At 36.3% G+C, this 19,938-nt stretch carries 15 protein-coding genes and 1 pseudogene; 7 read left to right on the plus strand and 9 right to left on the minus strand.

From position 1 onward, the window contains the following. Nucleotides 1-8: 8 nt before the first annotated feature. Together FAF07_RS16380 and FAF07_RS16385 are read left to right on the plus strand one after the other, a co-directional pair. Nucleotides 9-866 carry a restriction endonuclease gene (locus FAF07_RS16380; RefSeq protein WP_142786128.1) on the plus strand — a complete coding sequence of 286 codons (858 nt, stop codon included), beginning with the start codon at nucleotides 9-11 and terminating at the stop codon, nucleotides 864-866. 200 nt (nucleotides 867-1,066) lie between these two features. Then, on the plus strand, nucleotides 1,067-1,510 hold the full coding sequence (locus FAF07_RS16385; protein WP_142786129.1) for a DUF2141 domain-containing protein: 444 nt from the start codon (nucleotides 1,067-1,069) through the stop codon (nucleotides 1,508-1,510). 198 nt (nucleotides 1,511-1,708) lie between these two features. Here FAF07_RS16385 and FAF07_RS16390 read toward each other — a convergent pair whose 3' ends face one another. After that, nucleotides 1,709-2,923, minus strand: a complete 1,215-nt coding sequence (locus FAF07_RS16390; RefSeq protein ID WP_142786130.1) for an acyl-CoA dehydrogenase family protein — start codon at nucleotides 2,921-2,923, stop codon at nucleotides 1,709-1,711. A 385-nt stretch (nucleotides 2,924-3,308) separates the two neighbouring features. Between FAF07_RS16390 and FAF07_RS16395 the strand changes: the two genes are divergently transcribed. Then, nucleotides 3,309-3,752, plus strand: coding sequence for a CHRD domain-containing protein (locus FAF07_RS16395; RefSeq protein WP_142786131.1), 444 nt, complete (start codon nucleotides 3,309-3,311; stop codon nucleotides 3,750-3,752). A gap of 536 nt (nucleotides 3,753-4,288) precedes the next feature. Here FAF07_RS16395 and FAF07_RS16400 read toward each other — a convergent pair. The 6 genes from FAF07_RS16400 to FAF07_RS16425 form a co-directional block, all read right to left on the minus strand. Then, the gene (locus tag FAF07_RS16400) at nucleotides 4,289-7,384 is read right to left on the minus strand and encodes an efflux RND transporter permease subunit (protein ID WP_142786132.1); all 3,096 of its coding nucleotides are present in this window, start codon (nucleotides 7,382-7,384) and stop codon (nucleotides 4,289-4,291) included. A 101-nt stretch (nucleotides 7,385-7,485) separates the two neighbouring features. After that, nucleotides 7,486-7,731: a four helix bundle protein gene (locus FAF07_RS16405; RefSeq protein WP_317130305.1), complete on the minus strand. Its 246-nt coding sequence runs from the start codon at nucleotides 7,729-7,731 to the stop codon at nucleotides 7,486-7,488. Between the two features lie 176 nt (nucleotides 7,732-7,907). Then, on the minus strand, nucleotides 7,908-9,410 hold the full coding sequence (locus FAF07_RS16410) for an efflux RND transporter periplasmic adaptor subunit (protein WP_142786133.1): 1,503 nt from the start codon (nucleotides 9,408-9,410) through the stop codon (nucleotides 7,908-7,910). A gap of 160 nt (nucleotides 9,411-9,570) precedes the next feature. Next, a complete protein-coding gene (locus FAF07_RS16415; protein ID WP_142786134.1) occupies nucleotides 9,571-9,813 on the minus strand; it encodes a hypothetical protein in 243 nt (80 codons plus the stop codon). A gap of 18 nt (nucleotides 9,814-9,831) precedes the next feature. Further along, on the minus strand, nucleotides 9,832-11,016 hold the full coding sequence (locus tag FAF07_RS16420) for a TolC family protein (RefSeq protein ID WP_142786135.1): 1,185 nt from the start codon (nucleotides 11,014-11,016) through the stop codon (nucleotides 9,832-9,834). A gap of 73 nt (nucleotides 11,017-11,089) precedes the next feature. Then, a complete protein-coding gene (locus FAF07_RS16425; RefSeq protein WP_142786136.1) occupies nucleotides 11,090-11,524 on the minus strand; it encodes a hypothetical protein in 435 nt (144 codons plus the stop codon). A 252-nt stretch (nucleotides 11,525-11,776) separates the two neighbouring features. Here FAF07_RS16425 and FAF07_RS16430 point away from each other — a divergent pair, with 252 nt between their 5' ends. After that, nucleotides 11,777-13,996, plus strand: coding sequence for an APC family permease (locus FAF07_RS16430; RefSeq protein ID WP_142786137.1), 2,220 nt, complete (start codon nucleotides 11,777-11,779; stop codon nucleotides 13,994-13,996). 216 nt (nucleotides 13,997-14,212) lie between these two features. Here FAF07_RS16430 and FAF07_RS16435 read toward each other — a convergent pair whose 3' ends face one another. Beyond that, entirely contained in the window at nucleotides 14,213-15,010 is a 798-nt protein-coding gene (locus FAF07_RS16435; protein WP_142786138.1) for a DUF6503 family protein, read from the minus strand. Between the two features lie 123 nt (nucleotides 15,011-15,133). After that, nucleotides 15,134-15,412, minus strand: coding sequence for a hypothetical protein (locus FAF07_RS16440; RefSeq protein WP_142786139.1), 279 nt, complete (start codon nucleotides 15,410-15,412; stop codon nucleotides 15,134-15,136). Nucleotides 15,413-15,507: 95 nt separating this feature from the next. On the opposite strand from FAF07_RS16440, the pseudogene FAF07_RS16445 reads away from it, so the two are divergent. The 3 genes and pseudogenes from FAF07_RS16445 to FAF07_RS16455 all read left to right on the plus strand — a co-directional run. Further along, a pseudogene (locus FAF07_RS16445) lies at nucleotides 15,508-16,101 on the plus strand (transposase); the annotation flags it as partial. Nucleotides 16,102-16,515: 414 nt separating this feature from the next. Then, entirely contained in the window at nucleotides 16,516-17,268 is a 753-nt protein-coding gene (locus tag FAF07_RS16450) for a slipin family protein (protein ID WP_142786141.1), read from the plus strand. A 294-nt stretch (nucleotides 17,269-17,562) separates the two neighbouring features. After that, nucleotides 17,563-19,782: an APC family permease gene (locus tag FAF07_RS16455; protein WP_142786142.1), complete on the plus strand. Its 2,220-nt coding sequence runs from the start codon at nucleotides 17,563-17,565 to the stop codon at nucleotides 19,780-19,782. The last annotated feature ends 156 nt before the right edge of the window (nucleotides 19,783-19,938 follow it).

Here is a 19,938-nt window from a genome sequence, read left to right on the forward strand (position 1 = left end):
AATAAATTATGTTGAAACATGAAATATTCGTAAAGAAAAGCACCGAAGAAATAGAGCCATTTTTAATTCAAAAATTAAAACAGTCGCTTCAATCTTGTGGTGCAACTAAAAAAGAGGTGGATGCCATTATTACTCAAATGCAACCCTCTATTTATGATGGAATATCTTCAAATGAAATTTATAAGAAAGCCTTTTCCATATTAAAAAAATACAACAAGATATCTGCATCACGCTACAGTTTAAAACGTGCCATATTTAATTTAGGCCCTACAGGTTATCCTTTTGAGCGATTAGTTGGAGCTTTATTAAAGGAAAAAGGATATAAAACTAAAGTCAGCGTTATTTTAAATGGTGAATGTATAACCCACGAAATCGATGTATTGGCAGAAAAAGAAGGAAACGTGTATGCTATAGAATGTAAGTTTCATTCGGATGCTAAAGCTTCAAGCAATGTAAAAGTACCTTTATATATTAATTCCAGATTTTTAGATATACAAAAACAATGGAACACAAATTTAAAAAATAAAACACATTTAAAACAAGGTTGGTTGGTCACTAATACCAGATTTACTGAGGATGCCTTGAATTATGGGAAATGTGTTGGATTAACCATGTTGAGTTGGGATTACCCAAAAAACAACGGTTTAAAAGCAAATATTGATTCCTTGGCTTTATATCCTGTTACCACGTTAACAACATTAAGTAAAAAAGAAAAACACCAACTTATTGATAAAGATCTTGTTTTGGTCAAGGAGCTAATTAACGCTTCCCATAAAATGAAAAGTATTGGATTATCAGAAAAAAGGATTAATCATGTTTTAGATGAAGTTAAAAAACTGTGTAATTTTTCACAACACAAGGCTTAAAGAAATCAGCTAAAAAGTTCTGGTTTTATTGATTTCATTCCACTGCTGATAAAAAAACTGATATATGCATTTGTCATGAATGGTTTAAAGGTTTGGAGTTATAAAAAGACGTAAACTAAAAATATTATCAACACAGCATTGGTGCAATTGCTCACATTAACTTTTTCACTTATAGGCTTAGTTAAATTTAATAAATTATTATGGAAAAAATAGTCATTTTAAGTATGCTACTGTTTGGCATATTCACAACCAACACTAAAACAGATTCTTATGCATTAACAATAAAAACCGAAGATTTAGAAAACTCTGATGGCACTATCATATTTGCTCTATATAATAAAGGCGGTTCTATACCAGATCAAAAATTTAGAAAATATTATAGAAAAGAAAGTGCAAGTATTATTGATAAAAAATCAGAATTCACATTTAATAATTTGCCACAAGGTGTATACGCTGTCACAATATTGCACGATGAAAATAACAATGGAAAAATAGATAAAAAATTCATGTTGCCATTGCCAGATGAAGGTGTCGGTTTCTTAAATTACGATGATTTTGGATTGAGTAATCGACCAAACTTTAAAAATGCCAGTTTTATCCTAAATAAAGACACAACCGTTGTAGTTAAAGTCATTTATAAATAAGGGCTTTGTGGTTAACAAAGCACGAATTAGTCTATGAACTCATCTTGACTTTTTCTATTTCCTAAAAAATGGCTGAAATTCGCCCATATTTCGTTACTTTTTTTATGCGTAGCGATGCTATGCCTTTCAAAAACTGCCTAATCTGAACAAATCCCAACTCATTTTCGGTATCGGGAGTCACATGCTGTTCGCAATTAATCATTCCCCTGGGTGATGATGCTCCTTTCTTGCTCGTTTCATTTTTTGAAACAATTCTTTAAACAAACCGCGGGCGATCAATAATTTCATGATCTCATTGGTTCCAGCATAAATTCTGGCGACCCTATTATCTGCATACATGCGGGCAATTGGGTAATCCCACATATAACCATAACCACCAAATAACTGCAGGCATTCATCGACGACTTTATTGTGCATTTCTGTTGCTGAATACTTCGCTATTGAGGCGCTTTCAGCGGTTAGCTGATGACTAGATAATAACTTTGTACAACGATCTAAAAAAGCCTGATGCACTTGTAATTGAGCAGCACATTCGGCCAATTTAAATTGGGTGTTTTGGAATCCGGCAATGGGTTGCTTAAAAGCAATTCTTTTAGAGGTGTATTCAATAGTATTTTCTATGGCACCTTCTGCCCCACCAATAGCATTGAGCGCTACTGTTAAACGCTCTCTAGCCAATTCTGTCATCATAATTTTAAAACCTAATCCTTCTTCTCCTAATAAATTTTCTTTTGGAACTTTTACATTATCAAAAAATAATTCACAGGTATCTTGAGCTTTCATACCTATTTTCTTGAAAGGGATTCCCTTTTCAAAACCTTTAGAATCACTTTCCATAATCAATAAAGACACACCTTCTTTATCCGTTGCAGTATTGGTTTTTACGGCTACTATGGACATATCACTCATATAGCCATTTGTGATAAAGGTTTTTTGTCCGTTTACCACATAATGGTCACCTTTATCTACCGCGGTTGTTTTAATAGCTTTAAGATCACTGCCACAGTTTGGCTCGGTCATACCAAGGGATGTGATTAGTTTTCCGGTAGCCATGATAGGTAGATATTTTTGCTTTTGAGCTTCGGTACCATACTTTAAGAGATATGGTGCAATAATATCTGAATGCAACGAAAAACCGGGGCCACTAACCCCTTTTTTTGCCAATTCTTCAATGAATAAGGCGCTAAAGCTAAAATCTAAACCAGTGCCACCATACTTTTCAGGCATATCGATGCATAGCAAACCTAATTCCCCGGCACGTTCCCAGATGTCTCGGCTTACCATCCCATTTTTTTCCCATGCATCTGTTTGATCAATAATTTCGTTGTTGATGAAATCCTGAATCATTTTTTGCATCATTTTATGTTCTTCTGATGCGTATATTTCGCGTTCTAATAAAATATTTTGTAACATATAAGCTAATTTTTGGATGTTATAAGTCTTAATAAGATCCTATTGAAATAATAAAGGTAACTATAAATCCCTTTCCGCTACGCTCCTTTCGTCACTCACTCATTAACCTTTTATTTTATTAAATCGGTATTCGTGAATCTTATCAAAAGATTTGCATTCTGCCAATCTCATTCAAGATTAGCTTCGCTGAATCTTCGATTTCGTGAGCTCTATAATTTCAAGAAATAGAAACCTAAACTATTGCTTACCCTGTTAAAATAAGAAGTATTATTCAATTATTTTAATAATTTTTCAGGATTTCCAGTATCCAAGTTGTTATATATTATAACGAGGGGTTTTAATATCGTAAAATTTAACGGAGTCTTTAATCTTAAAATTAATTCAAATGAAAAATCTTTTCAAATGCATTGTCCTTTCAGTCTTCTTAATAGGATTGGTTTCCTGTAGCAGCGATGATGATTCTAATTCAACACCAGATTCTATGGTTACTTTTGTCTCGGTTCTTGATGGCAACAGCACAGTTCCTGCCACGGGCTCTACAGGAACAGGAACTGCAACACTTGTCTATAATACGGACACAAAAATATTTGTGCTTACCGGAACGCATACAGGCGTAGTCGCAGTGAATGGTCACATACATTTAGGTGCTGTTGGTGTTAGTGGAGGTGTTGTATTCCCCTTAGATTCTTTTGACTCTCCAATGAGTCTAACGAGTCCGGTTTTAAATGCTGTTCAAGAAGCAGATCTTATGGCGAATCTATATTATGTGAATATACATACTGCCCTATTTCCGTCTGGAGAAATTAGAGGCCAGTTAATAAAGCAATAAGCTTCTAAGATCATGTGATTTAATAACAGATCTCAGTGCTATAATAGCAAAAACTGAATGAAGTGATTTAAACTTTTTGTTTTGTAGCGAAAATTATAGATTTTTTATCTTGAAGAAGCCTTTTTAGAGTAGCATAGCCTTAGCTACGGTATGAAAAAAAGTCGAGATCAAGGTAAAATAAAATGAATTTGCAGCAATAAGAAAAAGTTTAAACCACTTCAATAGAATACGGCATTCTTTGGACGTGTTGTATTCAGTTTTTTTATTTAAAAATGCTTAGTATTAATAAGTATGAGTATACAAACCTCCCCTTTTGAGATTCATGAACTCCATTAGTTAAAATAGAGGTTTTGTGAATAAAGCCCATGTGATCGTGAATCGAGTTCCTCTGTAATAAATCAAATCCCGAATGAGTAAATAAATTCATCTACTGGACGCTTTCTTTTGCATCGTATGTAAAATGTCAGCGGTAAAGGGTATTTGTTAAAGTTTATTGACACTAAGCCCCTTCCACAGATTTTACATCCATCACTCCATCAACCATAGCTTTTTTCTCGTTTTTTAATCACCAATTGATATACACAAGGAATGACAACTAAGTTCAATATCGTAGCCGATAGCAAACCTCCCAAAATAACTACCGCCATTGGACTTTGAATCTCACTACCTGGTTCGCCACCTTTTAAGGCTAATGGGATTAATGCCAAGCCTGTTGTAAAGGCTGTCATCAAGATTGGATTCAATCTATCTAAAGCGCCTGTTTTTATCAATTGAAACCCTTGCATGCCTTCCTTTCTTAAATCTTCATAGCGTGATACCAATAAAATACCGTTACGCGTGGTAATTCCAAAGAGACTAATAAATCCTATGGTTGCTGCTATACTGATGACTCCCGATGTGAAATACACAATCAAGATTCCGCCGATTAGAGCTAACGGTAAATTGATTAATACAACAAAAGCCAATTTTACATCTTTAAATTCATAATACAGTAATAGAAAAATAATGGCAATGGCAATGATAGCCGTTATCATAAGTAATTTTGAAGCTTTCGACTCACTTTCAAATTGTCCGCCATATTGTACACGGTAGCCTTCTGGCATATTCACATTGCTGGCAACCACTTCCTTGATTTCGTTTACTGCACCACGTAAATCCCGGCCTTGTACATTGGCGGCCACTACTATTTTACGTTGTACATCCTCACGATTGATGGTGTTTGGACTACTCACGGATTGAATGGTTACCAATTCACCCAATATGGTTTGCCCACCATTTGGTAAACTGATTAAAGTGTTTCCGATGGTTTCAATATTATCTCGAAACGGTTTTTCGTAGCGAACCACCAAATCAAAATAGTGTTGTCCTTCATAAATCTCGCCTGCTTCTTCGCCTGCAAAAGCAATATCTACTTGTTCCATTAAATTGCCTACAGTCATTCCATAAGCCGATAGAATTTGGCGTTTGGGTTTGATGCGTATTTGTGGTACTTCAATTTGCTGGTCGACCGCAACATCTGCCAGTCCATCAATATCTTTGATGTTCTGCTCTACGCTTTTACCTACTTCAAACAAGCGTTGTAAATCTGAACCAAATATTTTAATTGCAATATTGGCACGTGTCCCCGAAAGCATGTGGTCAATACGGTGAGCGATAGGCTGCCCTAATGTAATATTTACACCAGGTGCGATGCTCAATTTACTTCGAACTTCTTCAAAAAATTCTTCCTTGGTTTTGTTTTTTAAAATAAATGGCACATCAATTTCTGAAGCATTTACACCTTGTGCATGTTCGTCTAATTCGGCACGGCCTTGTCGTCGAGTAACGACTTCCACTTCAGGTAAATCCAATAAAATTTCTTCTATCAATTTTCCTGTTTTATTGCTCTCTTCTAAAGACATTCCCGGTGGTCCAACCACACTTATTACCAAAGAACCTTCATTAAATTCAGGCAAAAAGCTTCTTCCCAATTGGGTTAGCACCAAAAGACTTATGATAAATGCAATGACGGTTACACCAATAATGGTTTTAGGAATATTTGTGGCACGTTCCAAGAGGCTGCCATAATGTTTCTGTAACCAACGTTCCACTTTTGTGCCTTCAGCTTGCTTGTTTAGAAGCTTCTCGTTGTTCAATAAATAAGAACATAAAATTGGGGTTACGGTTACCGCAACAATCAAAGAGGTTAAAACCGAAGTTACAAACGCAATACCCAAAGGTTGCAGCAAACGTCCTTCCATACCGCTTAAAAAGAATAGGGGCACAAATGAGACAATAATAATAAGCGTTGCGATAATGATAGAGCTTCGTATTTCTACGGAAGCGTCTCGTACAACCGTAGTGGTCGATCGACGTTCTGATTTTGGTTTTCTAATATTTTCGCGCAAGCGTTTATAGACGTTTTCCACATCTATAATGGCGTCATCCACCAATGCACCAATGGCAATTGCCATACCTCCCAAACTCATCGTATTTATGGTATACCCCAACCATTTTAAAATGATGATGGACACCAATAATGAAATAGGAATAGCCAACAAGGAAATTACCGTCGTTCTCCAATTCATTAAAAAGATGAACAGGATAATCATTACAAAGAATGCGCCTTCCAGTAAGGTCCAATTTAAGTTACTGATGGATGCATCTATAAAATCTGACTGTCTAAAAATGTGATTTTTAATGTTGACACCTTTAGGTAAAGTTTTTTCCAAATCGGCAATCGCTTCATCCAATCGGTCTGTTAATTCCAATGTGTTGACATCGGGTTGTTTTGAAATGGTTAAAATAACTGCTGGTTTTGCATTTAATGACCCATCTCCAATTTTATCCGCAGCTCCAATTTGCACGGTCGCCACATCCTTGATTTTTATGGTTTGTCCATTGACTTGTTTTAAAACAGCCTCCTGTAAATCTTCTAATGCATACGCTCTACCACTACCCTTTATGATGTATTGATTTCCATATTGATTAATCACGCCACCAGGTGCGCTTGAGTTTGCTTCTTTTACGTGTTCTACTAATTCTGAAAGACTCACATCGTAGTGTTTCATCTTTTCAGGATTGGCAAATACTTGGTATTGCTTATAATCCCCACCGATGACTACTACATTTGCAATGCCGCCAATCGCTTTTATTCGTGGGCGAATTGTCCAATCTGATAAGGTTCGTAATTCCATTGGCGATAAACTATCGGACGTTACGCCCAACAACATAATTTCGCCCATAATGGATGAAATCGGTGCCATTGTTGGTGCCCCGATGCCTTCGGGTAAATTCTCCCTTACCATCGGGATACGTTCACTAACAATTTGGCGTGCTCGATAAATATCGGTTCCCCATTCAAATTCTACCCAAACAATGGAAATTCCAGCTGCTGATGACGAACGGATTCGTCTCACATTTGGCGAACCGTTTAAGGCAGTCTCCAATTGATAGGTTACTAATTTTTCTACTTCTTCAGATTCCATTCCGTGCGCTTCGGTAAGAATGGTTACCGTTGGCGCTGTAAGGTCCGGGAATACATCCACGTTCATGGTTCGTGCATAATACACACCCAATACACTTAATGCAACTGCTCCCAATAAAATGAGCAATCTGTTTTGAAGTGAAATTGATAATATTTTGTTTAACATCTTTTTTTTAGTTTTTAATGATGAATTTCTAATGTTGAATTTTTAATGCTGAATGTTTAATACAACCTATAATTCATAATTCAATATTCATAGCTCACAATTCATTTAATCGAGACTTGGGACGTTTTGACAATAGACGTAAGGATTCTGATTAATTCTTCTACTTGAACCAACAGATTTGATGTTTCTACATCCACAATTCGACTATGTTGGATAAGCCTTAACCAATATTTTGTCTCACGAGCTTCCTTTGATGAAATGGCCATTTTATGTGTAAAATCACGCTTGCTTATTCCTGCCGTAGCCTCCTCAACATTCGCGCCTATGCTGGTACCACTTCTTAACACTGGTTAGGATAGCACATACTCATTTTGAGCTTTCATTTGCTTATAGAGCTCAATAATTTGCAGAGCAAAATCGAAGGACTTGGTTAAAATGATATTGTCTTTGTTCATAATTTCTATAATTTTTAATGTTGAATGAATCCTTATTCATAATTCACAATTCATCATTCAAAATTCGTTTAGTGTTCGTGACCATGTGCAGGTGTTGAACCAGACATGGAAGCCATTTTAACTTGGTATGCACCTGCAGTTACCACCACTTCTCCAACTTGTAAACCTTGAAGTATTTCTACATTCTCGCCATTACGCTTTCCTATTTTCACAGGTCGTCTTTCAAAACTTTCGCCTGAAAATTGTACGATAACGGAATAACTGCCATAATCTTCCAACAATCCATTAACAGGAATCGTAGTGTTCTGGGTAGCATTTCCCATTGCAATTTGAACAGGCATTAAACTTCCTTCTGGCATATCGACGACTGCATTTACCTGTGCAAAAACTGAAATCAATGGGTTTTCACGGGCCACATCTTTACCAATGGAAAGAATTTTTCCTTCGGAATCTGTTACATTTGCCCATTGTCCATCGCTCGTTTGATACCAGATTCCCTGTACATTTTCCATAGTGAGTCCGTAGTTGGGAGCTAACTGGGTTTTCAATACTTTGGATTGATGCGTGCCAATAGCTACCAATGCCATGCCTTGCGCAACATAATCGCCATTGGAAACATTAATAGACTTAACGAAACCATCAAAAGGTGCACGAATTTGTTTGCTACCTCCCGAAACGCCAGAAGTCAATGATTGATAATTGGCTTTGGCTATATCAAAATTGCTTTCTACTTTTTCAAATTCTGCCTTAGGGACAATTTTAGAGTCATATAGCTCTTTCTTTCTGTCATATTCAGATTTAGCCTGTTGGTATTTCGCTTTCGCGGAAGCGATATCGGTACTCAAATTATTGGTTGCCAAACCTTGACTGTTCAAACTCATTAAGAGCTGACCTTTTTTTACCGCTGTGCCTTCGGTGAGATTATTTACTTTAAAATCCACCACACCATTGGATTTTGCAGCCAACGACTTTACAGAACCGGGCGAAGGCATCCAAACACCAGAGGTGTTGATGACATCGTAAATTTTACCTGAAACTACTGGCGCGGTTTGAAAATCGATTTTCCAAGCCTGTTCTTTTAAAAACGAAATGCTCCCATCATCTTCGGCAGCACCCAAAGCTTTTATAGCTTCGTCTGTATTTGCATACACCGTAACATCGTCAATCGTTATTTTATCGGAATAGTCTGGCGTTTTCATTTCAAAAACAAGTTGGTAATTACCCACTTCTTTCGGTTGAATGGTAGGCGAGAATATGCCTGGTGATAAAGGTGCTTCGGCTGTATTGCGAATACCTTTATCGCCTTTAATCAAACTAACGGTAACCGAACCTTCCCGAACGGGTTGGTGTTTATTCAACACCGTAAAATGGGCCGCAAAACTGCTTGGATTGCCTACTATTAAGGCCGGAAACTCTACGAATAGCTCTGTTTGGTCTGTCCAAATGGTGTGGTTCAAGCGAGGAATTTCTTCTCCGGCGTGGCTACCATCGGGATTGTGTGCGTGTGCGTCTTCTGCCTTATTATTACAGGACATTGCCAAAAAGGCAAGCATTATTAGTATATATTTCATACGTTTAAATCTTTTTAATTTATTGAAACTAATTAATTAAAAAATTGAGAACGTATGTAACCGCTACGCTCTCACATTAAAAATTTTAAACATCCCCTTTTGTGAATGAATTTTTAAAATTTATTAATGTTCGTTTCATCTTTTGTATCTATTTGTTTCTTTAGTGGTCGTGGTTTGCATTGTCATCATCGTGGTCGTGACCGTGTTCATCTGTCTTTGTTTCCATAGAATCTGTTCCTACTTTAAAATCTTCTTGCTCTATGGTTCCTTCTTCCATATGATTGCCATCTGCATTGTGTTCGTGGCCGTGGTCGTTCGTACTTTCAGTTTTTGTATCTCTACAAGATGTTACAGTAATCATTGAACCTATAGCTATTGCGACTATTATTTTTGAAATTTTCATAATTGTATGTTTTAAAGTTTATAATTGATGTTTTAATAATTGTGATTGAAGCAGTTGTAATTCCTTTTCCATTTCAAGCATTCTATCTGATGCCTTTCGGTAAAACTGAAGCTCTACATAGTAATCCATAAACGAATACTCACCTAACATATAAGCCTTAAAAAGTAGTTCCTCGTTATTTAAATTGCCTATAGTGGTTTGATACTCATTATATTTTTCGAGCATCAATTCGTATCGATTATATGTTTGTTGAAATTGAGCGTAAAGTGAAGTGGTAATTACTTGCGTGTTGGATTGCTGATATTCATAATTTGCTTCGGCAGCTTTTACTTTGTTCTTGCTATTCCAAAGTGGAATTGAAACACCGCCATAAAAACCAGAATAATTACTACCGCTAACGCCTTGATAATTGTAGCCAAGTGCTACGTTTGGTAGTACTTTGTTTTTTTCCAGTTTTACTTTTTGAAGTGAAGATGTCTCAATAGCCTTTAATTCTTGCAGTAAAGGGTCATTTGATAATTTTTCCTGCCAAAGACTTTCCACCGCACCAACTTCAACAGGTAAAGTAAGTCCTGTCGAAATACCACTAATTTCATTGCCGCCGTTCAACGTTTTGAGTTTGGATTGCAAAATTTGTATTTCGCTTTCAATCTGTTCAACAACGAACTGCTCTTGAATCCAAGCAATTTTTCCTTTATTCAAATCCAAAATACCGACTTGCTCTTTATTAAAAAGTTCTTGAATTTGGTCGAAAACCTGTTTGCTCTGGGTTTTTCTTTCAGTTTCAATCGCTTTTTGTTTTTGCAAGAAAACAAGTTCTAAAAGCGTATTTTTTGCTTTCAGTAAGATTTCCAGTCTCTTGTTAGCATAGGCTGACGTTAATTGTTGCGATTTAGATTCGTTCCATTTGCCACGTGCAGCATATACCGTAGGAAATTCAAAAGACTGGGATATTTGATATTCGATATAATCTCCGGTAACATTATCGCCAAAGGGCAAATAATAACCAGAGAGCTGTGGGTCGGGTAAATTGTTGTTGCTCCTGTTTTCGAGTTGCTGGCTTTCAATATAGGATTGATAGCCTTTCAAGGCGGTATTGTTCTGTTCTATTTGATTAAGCAATTCCTCTATAGTTTTAGTTTGAGAGAAACCATTAACAAAGAACAGGCATCCGCACATTGCGGATACGATGTATTTATTCATTGTGTGTAATTTTAGGTTTAATCTGAATTTATAAAAGGAAACAGTACCGTAGCTATACCATATTCCTAAACGATTATCCTAAAGATGGTGGGCCTCGTGAATCGAGGGATGAGAGATATGCGTTAAAATAATTATTAGGTGGATGATAAACCCTTGTCTTTTCGGCTTCATCATAGTTTATAGAAATATTATACTGAATGACAGCTACAGGCGTAGCTATATCCTTTTTAACATCAAGTTGTTTTAAACTGTTTTCGTGTATTAACAGGATTTCATTAGCTACTACAGAATGCACGTGCATTTCCAAAAACAAATCTAAAAGCCCCTTTTTTGGACTTTCTTTTTCTGGAACATCGTGATGGTGGCTATGTGTATCGCTATGCGCAACAGCTTTATGTGTATGCTCACCGTCGTGTTCGTGATGCCAATGTGGCAACACCTGATGCAACAACAGCATAGAGAATATCCCTAAAAAGAAAAGTGCTTTTATGTGCTTATTTTTTTGCATCGAAAACAAAGATAGTATTATTTTTCACAAGTATAACACATAACCTTTCCATACACATTACTTCTCACGTCTCTATTTCATTAAATATAAGGCGTTCATAATTCTCACACATGTCAGCGCATTATAAAAACTTCGCTGTTTGCCATATTTAAAAATCGAGTATTCAATGATATGCTGAATAACTAAATATCCCATTTAAATTTAAATTTACAGTATCTTTAACTGTAACAGGTAAAGATACTTACATAGAAAATGGACAAGCAACCACATAAATTTGGCACGTTTCTAGGGGTATATACACCCAGTATATTGACCATACTTGGCTTGATTATGTACTTAAGGTTTGGATGGGTAGTTGGAAATGTAGGTCTCATAAAAACCATTGTTATTGTATTAATGGCCAGTTCCATTACGTTTATAACTGGTTTAAGTGCTTCCGCCATCGCTACTAACATCAAAGTTGGGGTTGGTGGCGAATATTATATGATATCGCGAAGTCTTGGTCTAGAAGCTGGTGGCGCTATCGGGATTCCCTTGTATTTATGTCGGACCTTAAGTGTGACGTTCTATTGTTATGGCCTTTCAGAAGCCATACTCGTATTATGGCCAGAAAGTCAAGGTATAATGCCGTCATATGCTTTGCAAGGCCTAACTATCGGTTTTATTGTTTTAGTGACGACACTCTCTGGTAAAAGTGCAAAACTGGTATTAAGATCACAAATCCCAATTATGATTATTGTTGGAGCCTCTATTCTTGCTTTAATCATTGGTGTACTCAGCCAAGACCTTCATGCACCCATTATAGAGCCGACCTATCAAACGGCCCCAGAAGGCTTTTGGTATGTGTTTGCCGTATTTTTCCCTGCCGTTACAGGGTTTACGGCTGGAATTGGTTTAAGTGGCGATTTGAAAAACCCTAAAAAATCGATTCCTAAAGGCACACTTGCCGCCGTCATCTCAGGAGCCATAATCTATCTTATCATTCCGTTGCTTTTGGCCATAACCGGGGCATTGACCTTGGAGCAAATGGCAGACCCTGATGCTGGTGTTACCATTTGGACGCGGATTGCTGTTTTTGGACCATGGATTGTGTATCCTGCCGTTTGGGGTGCCGTTTTATCATCTGCATTTGGGAGTATCTTGGGCGGACCAAGAATTCTTCAGGCGTTATCTATGGATGGTTTGATGCCGAAATTTTTATCCAAACTGTCAAAATCAGGCCAGCCCACGATTGCCACATGGATCAGTGGTATTATCGCTATAGCAGCCGTTTTTCTGGGCGGATTGAATACGATCGCACAATACGTATCTGTTCTATTTTTAACGCTCTATGTCGCTGTTAATGTGAGTGCAGCCGTGGAGCAACTGATTAAAGAACCTTCGTATCGACCAAAAATACATGTACCGTGGTACGTATCCCTTTTAGGTGCTCTAGCCGCCATGGTTGTGATGTGGTTAATCAATCCACTGGCATTCGTGTTTGCTCTAGGTCTTGAAGCTGTTATTCTTATTTATTTAATCAGCAAAAAACTGGAGCAACAATGGGGCGATGCTGCCACCGGAATTTGGATGCATATGGGTAGATATGCCTTACTTCGATTGAATTCCAAAAAGGTACATAGCAGAAACTGGCGTCCCATTATTATTTTATTTGTACATGAGTTAAAAGGACAGATGCCATTGATTAAATTAATGGAAATGCTAGGGCAAAATAGTGGCTTATTAAGCATTTCAAAACTGGTTACTTTCGAGGATAAACAAGAATTAAAAAAACGCAATCAAATTGCCTTTGAAATGCAAAAAGAATTGGAGAAGGAAGGTTTGGAAGCGTTAACTGAAGTGAATGTGGTTAACGATATAAAACACGGCATGTTCCAAGTGGCTGCTTCACATGGTATTGCCGGTATAAAAACCAACACCGCAGTCTTTGGTTGGTCCAGGACCATAGAGGGTAAGATTCAAGAGCTACAGATCGTTAATAATATTGCGGCATCTGGGAAGAATATTTTAATTGCACATCTAAACACGCCATTTACGGAGCGTCCTGATAAACGTATCGATATCTGGTGGCGCGGTGAAGATAGAAATGGTGACCTGATGCTACTGCTCTCCTATTTGATTCGATTGAATAATAAGTGGAAAAAAGCTGTAATTAATATTTTATCCGTAGCGGATTCTGAAAAAGAAAAACACGTATTGGAAGCACTTATTCAATACTCAATTCATGAAGCACGTATTGATGCTGAAATTCATGTACTTATAAAAGATAGTGAGGACATTGTGGGTACGCTAATCAAAAACAGTAAAACCGCCGATATTGTTTTTTGCGGATTAGCTAGAGCTAATGATAATTTTGAGAAACGCACTCAGATTATGGAACGTATTGTGACCAGTTTAAAGGTTGTTGTGTTTGCACAGAATAATGGCATGGAGAACGATATTCCTGTAATTTTTAGTTTGACGAAGGCGTAGTAATTTTAGCGCGGTGAAATTGTAGAAACCCAGAATGTTTGTGCATAAAAAAGAGGCTATCTAAAAACCAACTTTTTAGATAGCCTCTTAATAGTCATCTTTCTGATACCAAATATAAAATTTCGGTTTTTGCCCCAAGGGCAAAATGAAACTGGCGAAATACCTCTATGTCTCTGCCTCGAGGATAGTCGGTTTCAAGAAATTTTATATTTGGTATCAGTTCAATATAAAGTCTTCTTTCTTAAAACCATTATTAAATTTAATTTGGCTAAACGTATATACACCAATGGGTACATACGCTCCTTTTTCATTTGGCATAAATCCTTTTCGCACCGTAGACACCAAAATACCATCCACTTTTTCGTAAGCCAAGGTCATTTTTAATATAGGCATATCAATGCCCCAATCGGGCAATGAAAAATAGAATTGATCTACTAAATGCGTATTCGGGTTGAAATACAAGATGTATTCATCGTTGTTTTCCTTTTTGGTAATATCGGCATCATATTTTAGGCTTACTTTATCATACGTGATGTCGCCTACTTTTTCTGTGCCTAAATAGTTGTAATTGGCTCCTGGGTCTTTTAATTTGTACATCATGGTAAACCAATAGAAATTTACTTTACGTAAAAACACGGTGCCACCAATGGCTTTTTCATCTGTTATCGCTTTTCCGTCTAAGGTTAAAGCTGGCTTGTTATCTACATACGATTGTATAGCCGTCCCTTGTGTTCCAGGCATCACATTTAAATCATGCTGCCCATAAGACGCCCAAGAATGCTCCCCATGAAAAATATGGCGTTCTGTTGATACATCTTTTCCTTTGTCAAAATTATCGTATACATAATTAAATTGAACATCTTTTTTGGCTGCCAATGTTTGGTAACCGCCATTTACAGCTACTAAAGCATCTAATAATGCTGCGGATTTAGCATCTGCGTTTTGTGCGTGTATTGAAAATGTAATTACGAGTGCGACTAAAATACTGGCAAGGCTTTTAGTTTGTGATTTCATGTTTATAAAGGTTTTAAGTTAGAAATTTATAGTATTGATTAGTGTAAAAGTCGCTATGAAGTTAAGAACTTACAGTTAGCGATTATAAATTGCTAAAACCCTAAATATGAACGTTCCTCTCTCCTATTGTTTTAGTTGAAATTTTATGAGGCGGCATAATACTTGCCGCTTTTTACTTTTTTCGACAAGTGCAGAAACATTAGAAACTAATCTATTATTAATTTGATAATAATCAATTTCATTAACAATGATTTCAATGAATCCATCTATGTAATCTTTGTTTTTAAATAAACCCTTATAGCTATCAAAGAGATCCTTTTCCTTATTAAAATGATTAGTAAGTCTAAAGAAAATTAAATCAATAACAATTGGTCTGTCATCAGGTTTATCATTTGTACTCAATGGAAATTCAGGTTACTCGTCAACCCTTTTTATTTCTTTATCTCTTAAATCATTTAATTTACTGATGTTACGCACAAAATTATTAAATTTCATTTATGAATGTTAATAACCTTTTAGACTTATATACTGACTATTTGTTGGTGACGCCCACTTATAGTACAGCAACAGGTTTGTCATTAGTGACAGATAATAGTGTTGGTCATGACCAAATAACACGGTTGTTATCTAGTAAAATAGACTCAAGAACCCTATGGCTAGAAGCTAAAGCTATGGTTCAAGAAATTAAGTCATCAGATGGGTTGTTAATTATTGATGATTCCATTGAACCCAAAAAACACACAAAAACCAATCCTTTAATAAATTGGCACTACGACCATTGCAGTGGTAAAAGCGTTAAAGGCGTAAATTTTGTAAGCTCCTATTATTATAGTCCTAAGTATGATATGGGTCTTCCTGTAGGTGTTGAGTTTATAAAGAAAGACGTAGCCGTTTTAGGCAAGCATGGAAAACCTTCTTTTAAAAGTAAAGAAACCAAGAATGAAATGATGCGTCGCATGGTAGTCCAAGCAAACTACAACATAGGTTTTAAGTATGTTTTGGCAGACAGTTGGTTTTCATCATCAGAGAATATGAGCTGTATCGCACAAGACTGCAATTCAGATTTTATAATGGCCCTTAAACCAAACCGGGGCCGTAATATTTAAATCATTCCAAACACATTCCACTACGCTCCTATCGTCGCTTCGTAAAAAGAGTGTTCAATTAAAATAGTAGAGAAAAATTTTTCGCTTTAGAACCAAAACTCAAGTTACATAACGCGGTACATTACTACAAATGTATATTTAATGATTTAATGGATGCTTCACATTTTACAGCTCGTATTTGTAAAGCGCTCATAATAAGAAACATTTTGCATTCAAAACACCAATTTTACCTAAAAATTTCGTAACTTTAAGATGATCCATTAGCATCGTTTAATTGCACTCAATAAGGTCAATTTTCGATTTAGTTTTTAAAAAGGCAAGAACCCATAAATAACAGTGTGTCACAGGTTCATTGACTTTTCATGTGCGTACAGATAGATAACTTTAATACATTTTATTATGAACCGGTTTGGCATTCTCGCTATTATTGTCGGGGTATTTCTTCTTTTTGGTATTCGAATCATTTTTGAATACAAAAGAGCTATTAAATTTAGATTTGGAAAATATATAAAAACCTTAAAACCTGGCCTTCGATGGATTATTCCTTTTGTTGAAACCATCCAAATTGTAGACATTAGAGTTATTACATTCAATATAGATTCACAGGAAGTGATGACAGAAGATAACGTGCCTTGTAGTATAGATGGTGTGGTGTTTTTTAAGATTGTGAATCCTGAAAAAGCCGTTTTGGAAGTTGAAGAATATAAGTTTGCGATTACCCAATTGGCACAGGCAGCCCTTCGGGATGTTTGTGGTAAAGTGGAATTGGACACCATCCTTTCTAAACGTGAGGAAATGGGTAAAAATATTAAGGACATTGTTGAAAAAGAAACCCAGGATTGGGGTATTGAAATTAGCGATGTGAAGATAAAAGACATTCAGTTGCCCGAAAACATGCGCCGCATGATGGCCAACCAAGCAGAGGCTGAACGCTCACGTAGGGCTAAAATTATTTTGGCATTGGCTGAAGAACAGGCTGCTGGAAAGTTACTTGAAGCAGGAAAACTGATAGATCAGTCGCCATCGGCCATAAAACTACGTCTGTACCAAACCTTGTCGAATATTGCAGCAGAGAAAAATTCAACCATACTCTTCCCTTTCCCAGAAGAAGTATTGCCCGTTAGAAAAAAGAAATCAAATCTTGTTAAATAATTAATTTTTAACTTCATAAAAATCGATGTTACGGTTAAATATATCCATGCCAATCGACTGTGCGTGATGATGTAAAAAATCAACTACTAAACGCTCGATTGTTTTTACTAAAGTTTTATGAGGCCAAATTTAACATCGAGATTCCATTTTACATAATGTTATTAATTATTGTGTGATTATCAAATCATTAGATTGTACAAATTCAAGTGGTTCATTATTCCTATTGTAGTATAAAACGATTTTTGTATTCATTTAATTGATATATTTAAGTATCTAAAATAACGGGCTTATTTTATGGAACAAAAATCAAAATTTACCACGCTTCCCGTATTTTTAACAGCAATTTCTACAATTTTAGGAGCTGTAATGTTCCTGCGATTTGGTTTTGCAGTGGGGTCCGTTGGTTTTATGGGGACACTGCTCATTATTTTTATAGGTCATTTAGTTACAATCCCAACAGCCATGGCGTTGGCCGAAATAGCTACCAATCAGAAAGTTGAAGGTGGCGGCGAGTATTTTATTATTTCCAGATCTTTTGGAATTAATATTGGTGCGGCAATAGGTATTGCCTTATATTTCTCTCAGGCTATAAGCGTCGCATTTTATGTTATTGCCTTCGCAGAAGCTTTTGAAGTTATTAAACCTTGGGTAGAAGTCAATCTTGGGTATATCATTTACGATAACAGACTGTTTAGTATCCCTGCGCTCCTTTTGTTAATTTTGTTAATGGTTAAAAAAGGTGCTGTTCTGGGAATGAAAGCCTTATATATTGTGGTCACAATCCTGGTCATATCCCTTATTTTTTTCTTTGCAGGCTCTACTCCATTTAATGAGACTTTTGACGCTTCACTACTTTTTAAAAACATACGGGCTGATAAGGGATTCTTTTATGTATTTGCCATCATTTTTCCAGCATTTACAGGAATGACAGCCGGAGTTGGACTCTCTGGAGATCTAAAAGACCCGAAAAAATCGATACCACTCGGCACGCTGTCCGCTACAATTATCGGCATGATCATTTACGTTTTTATTGCCTATAAACTGGCATCATCTGCATCGGTTACAGATCTTATTTCCGATCAACTTATTATGAGTAAAATAGCTTTTTGGGGACCTATTATACCCATTGGATTAGCCGCAGCAACCATTTCATCGGCATTAGGCTCTTTTATGGTTGCCCCAAGAACGCTTCAGGCCATTGGCGGTGATAAGGTTTTTCCAAGAGCATTGATGAATTCATGGGTTTCAAAGGGTACAGAAAAAAATAACGAACCCAGAAACGCTACTATTATAACCAGTATCATAGCCTTTGTTTTTATTTTAATGAGTGATGTTAATGCCGTTGCCGAAATAATTTCCATGTTTTTCCTGGTAACCTATGGGTCACTTTGTCTAATTTCATTTCTGCAGCATTTTGCAGCTGATCCATCCTACAGACCATCGTTTAAATCGAAGTGGTACTTATCACTTTTAGGAACTATAATGTGTATTTACCTGATGTTTAAAATAAATACACCATATGCTCTGGCAGCCATATTATTAATGATTTTACTCTACTTATATATTTCTTCAAAAAGTGGCACTAAATCAGGCATGGCCAGTATTTTTCAAGGGGTCATTCAACAATTGAGCAGAAGATTACAGGTATTCCTTCAAAAAGCAGAAAAGCAAAGTACTGAAGAAGATTGGAGACCTGCTGTCATTTGTATTTCTAAGGACAGTTTTAAAAGATTTGGCGCTCTGGAATTGATGAAATGGATCTCTCACAGCTATGGATTTGGTATGTATTTGCATTTTGAAAAGGCTTATCTATCTAAGGAATCCAAAAAATCTGCCCAAGTAATACTCGAGAAATTAATACAGAATATAGCTGATAACAAATCAAATGTATTCGTTGAAACCCTGGTGACACCATCTACAACATCGGCTATAGCACATGCCATTCAGCAACCGGGAATTTCAGGACAACCAAATAATATGATCTTATTCGAATATAAAAGAGGTGAAACTGAATGGTTATCTGAAATATTCGATAATTACAGTTTAATAAAGACGATAGGTCTGGATATCGGAATACTGGCGAGTTCAGATAGAGGATTTGGGTACAAAAAAGATATCCATATTTGGATAAGAAAAGAAGATTATGAAAACGCCAATTTAATGATCCTGCTATCGTATGTCATTCTGGGGCATCCTGAATGGAAAAAGGGGAAAATAAAGATCTATGCCGCATTCCCAGTTGAGCATTTGGAAGAAGAAAAAAACAATCTGATTCAACTGGCCTCAACGGGTAGATTGCCAATTTCTTCAAATAATATTTATATATTGCCTCTTGATGTATCTAAAAACAAAATAGATCTAATTAATGAATTTTCGGCAGATGCCGACCTTACTTTAATTGGCTTTCATGAAAGTGTAGCAAAATTTGAAGATAGAATTAAACTTTTTCAGGGATACGATAAATTAGGCAATATCCTTTTTGTTAACACCTTAAAAACAAAATTAATAAAGTGAACGCATTTAGACTTTTTGAATTGGATTATCCAGTGGATGATTTGTAAATGAACTACCTCGTACCCTTGGGTCGAGGTAGTTCATTTTCCAAAAAACAGCCCATATGATTCCTGTGGTATCATACTATGTACAATCATTCATTTTAAATTGACAGAT

This window comes from Changchengzhania lutea, from assembly GCF_006974145.1.
In the GTDB taxonomy this organism is placed as follows: Bacteria; Bacteroidota; Bacteroidia; order Flavobacteriales; family Flavobacteriaceae; genus Changchengzhania; species Changchengzhania lutea.

Coding starts and splice junctions, on each gene's coding strand:
- FAF07_RS16380 (WP_142786128.1), top strand. CDS start 9: ATGTTGAAACATGAAATATTCGTAAAGAAAAGCACCGAAGAAATAGAG.
- FAF07_RS16385 (WP_142786129.1), top strand. CDS start 1,067: ATGGAAAAAATAGTCATTTTAAGTATGCTACTGTTTGGCATATTCACA.
- FAF07_RS16390 (WP_142786130.1), bottom strand. CDS start 2,923: ATGTTACAAAATATTTTATTAGAACGCGAAATATACGCATCAGAAGAA.
- FAF07_RS16395 (WP_142786131.1), top strand. CDS start 3,309: ATGAAAAATCTTTTCAAATGCATTGTCCTTTCAGTCTTCTTAATAGGA.
- FAF07_RS16400 (WP_142786132.1), bottom strand. CDS start 7,384: ATGTTAAACAAAATATTATCAATTTCACTTCAAAACAGATTGCTCATT.
- FAF07_RS16410 (WP_142786133.1), bottom strand. CDS start 9,410: ATGAAATATATACTAATAATGCTTGCCTTTTTGGCAATGTCCTGTAAT.
- FAF07_RS16415 (WP_142786134.1), bottom strand. CDS start 9,813: ATGAAAATTTCAAAAATAATAGTCGCAATAGCTATAGGTTCAATGATT.
- FAF07_RS16420 (WP_142786135.1), bottom strand. CDS start 11,016: ATGAATAAATACATCGTATCCGCAATGTGCGGATGCCTGTTCTTTGTT.
- FAF07_RS16425 (WP_142786136.1), bottom strand. CDS start 11,524: ATGCAAAAAAATAAGCACATAAAAGCACTTTTCTTTTTAGGGATATTC.
- FAF07_RS16430 (WP_142786137.1), top strand. CDS start 11,777: ATGGACAAGCAACCACATAAATTTGGCACGTTTCTAGGGGTATATACA.
- FAF07_RS16435 (WP_142786138.1), bottom strand. CDS start 15,010: ATGAAATCACAAACTAAAAGCCTTGCCAGTATTTTAGTCGCACTCGTA.
- FAF07_RS16450 (WP_142786141.1), top strand. CDS start 16,516: ATGAACCGGTTTGGCATTCTCGCTATTATTGTCGGGGTATTTCTTCTT.
- FAF07_RS16455 (WP_142786142.1), top strand. CDS start 17,563: ATGGAACAAAAATCAAAATTTACCACGCTTCCCGTATTTTTAACAGCA.